Annotated in this window: 1 protein-coding gene; it reads left to right on the top strand. The window is 62.0% G+C overall.

Going from position 1 to position 2087, the window contains the following annotated elements:
• Positions 1-21: 21 nt before the first annotated feature.
• Positions 22-2087: tetratricopeptide repeat protein (locus ACVWZ1_RS14340; protein WP_457503744.1), on the top strand; the 2066-nt coding region annotated here is incomplete at its 3' end.

Below are 2087 nucleotides of genomic sequence, written 5' to 3'. Positions count from 1 at the left end.
CTCTGCCGCGAGGCCGGGCAGTTGGAGCGTTCTGTTGAGCTCTATCGGCAGCTTCTGGAGCAGGATCCGCAGCAAGCGGCCTTGTACAACGGCCTGGGCTTGACCTTGGCAGAGCAAGGGAACTGGGAGGAAGCCATTGCCGCTTTCCGCCAGGCGCTGGAGCTGGATGGGCACTTGGTGGAAGCTCACATCAACCTGGGCACCGCCCTGCTGGAGCAGGGACAGCCGGAGGCGGCCATCGAGGCCTATCGGGCAGCCCTGGCTCTGCAGCCGGATCGCCCGCGGGTTTACTTCAACCTGGCCACAGCCTATCGCAAGCTGAAGCAGCCGCAACGGGCGCTGGACTACTACCATGTGGCCCTTGGCCTGCAGCCTGAATATGCCGAAGCTTACCGGGGCTTGGCGAGCTTTCTGTCGGATCGCGGGTTGCGCAAGGTGTTCCCTTGCGGCATGGCCGATAGCATGGCCCACCTCAGCCGCGCTCTGGGTGTGCGGCCCAACCTGGCCGAGGCCTACTTCGAGGCCGGGTGTCTGCTGCTGGATCAGCTGCGATTCAAGGAAGCCATCCCCCTACTGGAGGCGGCCCTAGAGCACAAGCCTGACTTTGCCCTGGCCTACAACAACCTGGGCCTGGCCTATCGGCACTTGAACGAGCCGGAAAAGGAAGAGATTCAATACCGGCAGGCGCTGGTGCACGACCCAGAACTGGGAGAAGCCTACTGCAACTTGGGGCTGTTGTTGCAAAGCCAGCACCGCAACGAAGAGGCCCTGCCGGTTTTGCAGGAGGCCGCCCGCCTCAAGCCGGACTTCCTGGATGTTCACCGGGCCCTGGGATCCGTTTACAAAGAGCTGAACCGCCTAACCGAGGCGCTGGAATCTTTTCAGCGCGCCCTGGAGATCAACCCCGAGGATCCTTCCACCTATGCAGGGTTGGCGGGCACCTTCCTCCAGCAATGCCGCCACGAGGAGGCCATCAAAGCCTACCGCAAGTCGGCCAAGCTGGCTCCGGGGGTGATCGCCTTCCACGGCAACATCCTCATGGGCCTGCACTACGCCCCCGATTTCGATCCCGAAGAGACCCTGCGGGAGCACAAAAAGTGGGGGGATGCCACTCAGGCTGCAGTGGCCCATCTGCGGCGGCCCTACCACCGGGATCGGGATCTGAAGCGGCCTCTGCGCATCGGCTACATCTCCGGAGATTTTAAGCTGCACTCCGTGAGCATGTTCTTTGAGCATGTCTATAACCACCACAACCACGAGCGCTTCCAGATTTATTGCTATTCCAACGGGCCGTATTCGGACATTGTGACCGAGCGGATGAAGGAAAAGGCCGATGCCTGGCGAGATATCCACAAGATCCGCTCCGATGTGGAGGTGGCCGACCTCATCCACGAGGACAAGATCGACATTCTGGTGGATCTGGCCGGCCATACGGCCTACAACCGCTTGGGCGTGCTGGCCCTCAAACCTGCCCCCATCCAGGCCACCTATCTGGGCTACCCCAACACCACCGGCCTGACCTTGGTGGACTACCGCATCACCGATGCCTACGCCGACCCGCCGGGCATGACGGAAAGGTACCACACAGAAAAGTTGATGCGCCTGCCCAAAAGCTTTCTCTGCTACAACCCTGTGGATATCTTTCCGCCGGTTTCCGAGCTACCGGCCCTGGCTGCCGGCTACGTCACCTTTGGCTGCTGCAACAACCCCACCAAAATTACCCCCAACGTGGTGGCCGTGTGGGCGGAGATCCTCAAGCGGCTGCCCAACGCCCGCATCCTGCTCAAAAACATGCGCTACACCGACCGCAGCGTCTGCGAGATCTTCTGGGGGCACTTCGAGCGGCACGGGGTGGATCGGCAGCGGGTGCACCTGGTGGGAGATCGCCGCAGCATTCCAGAGCATCTCCAGATCTACAGCGAGATTGACATTGGCCTAGATCCTTTCCCCTACAACGGCACCACCACCACCTGTGAAACCCTCTGGGGCGGCGCGCCGGTGGTGGTCTTGGCAGGCAATGCCCATGTCTGCCGGGTGGGGGTCTCCATCCTCACCAACGTGGGGCTGCCGGAGCTGGTGGCCCAAAC

The sequence above is a fragment of the Thermostichus sp. MS-CIW-25 genome, from assembly GCF_054060015.1.
Note: the sequence above shows the minus strand (reverse complement) of the source record. Positions and strands in the feature narration are given on the sequence as shown.